This window comes from Streptomyces durbertensis, assembly GCF_014156695.1.
In the GTDB taxonomy this organism is placed as follows: Bacteria; Actinomycetota; Actinomycetes; order Streptomycetales; family Streptomycetaceae; genus Streptomyces; species Streptomyces durbertensis.
On record NZ_WMLF01000789.1, the window covers coordinates 1 to 1219 of the forward strand.

At 72.2% G+C, this 1219-nt stretch carries 1 pseudogene; it reads right to left on the reverse strand.

What is annotated here, in order from left to right:
- Positions 1-293: 293 nt before the first annotated feature.
- Positions 294-1187: pseudogene (locus tag GL263_RS26835) on the reverse strand (metallophosphoesterase); the annotation flags it as partial.
- Positions 1188-1219 lie beyond the last annotated feature (32 nt).

The following is a 1219-nucleotide window of genomic DNA, read 5'->3' on the forward strand; positions in this document are numbered from 1 at the left end:
CCCCTGCCTCAGGGGTGGTGGGTGGCCGCGCGTCCGGTGGTGATCGATCGTCAGCGGGTGTGCGGCTGGACTGATGTTAGAACTCTTCCCGCGGCAGGTGACAGGGTGTTGTCGAAATTGCTCACCCCGGTGAACTCCGTACGCGGGCCGGCACGACCGTCGCCCCACCGTCCGCCACGATCGCGTGCTTCACCGTGCGGCAGGTTCTCCGGCATTCTCCGGCCTTCCCCGGCTGTCTCCGGCTTTCGGGCCGCACGACCACCCACCGTACGCCTGCCCGCTCCGCGAGCGCGTCAAGCGGCGGGCACGGGATTCTGTGGTTCCGTCACCAGGGGGAGTTGTGCGATGAGTAGTTTTCCGGCCATCGTGACGCCGCCGTCCATGGCGATCGCCAGCCGGTCGGCGTAGACGTAGGGCCCGCTGACCTGGGCGCCGTCCTCCCCGTCGCGGTCCGCCTCCTCGCCGGCGACCTCGCCGAGCAGGTAGGGGATGGGGCTGTGGCCGTGGACGACACGGTCGCCGCCGAAGGTGTCGAGGAGTTCGCGGGCGGTCTGCGGGCCCGCCTCGTCGCGGAACGCGAAGCGCTTGGTGAACTTGCGGAACAGGTCCCAGGTGACGTCGGCGTCGCGCTCGTCGAGCGCGGCGGTGATGGCGTCGTTGACCGCCTCGATGGTGTCGCCGTACTCCAGGTAGGCGGCGCAGTCGGAGTGCAGCAGCAGGTGGCCGTCCTCGACGGCCATCGCGTCGAGCCGGGACATCCAGCGGACGTGGTGCTCCTGGAGGCGTTCCATGTCGCCCCGCTGCCCGCCGTTGAGCAGCCAGGCGGCCTGGAAGGAGGCCGTGCCGGCGCCCGAGTTCACCGGGGTGTCGCCGAAGCGCTGGGCGCCGAGGAGCAGCAGCTCGTGGTTGCCGAGCAGGGCCTTGCAGTAGCCGCCGGCGGCGGCGGCCTCGGCGGAGAGCTGCATGACGAGGTCGATGACGCCGATGCCGTCCGGGCCCCGGTCGGTGAAGTCGCCGAGGAACCACAGGCGGCTGCTGCCGGCGGCCCAGTGCCCGGCCTGGTCGACGAGGCCCGCCTCGAACAGGGCGGCGCGCAGCTCGTCGAGGTAGCCGTGCACGTCGCCGACGACGTAGAGCGGGCCGGGCGCGGCGGGCTCGCCGGCGGCGGGCGCCGGCGCGGGCGCGGGGGTGTCCACCAGGGTGGGGGCTGTCTCTTATA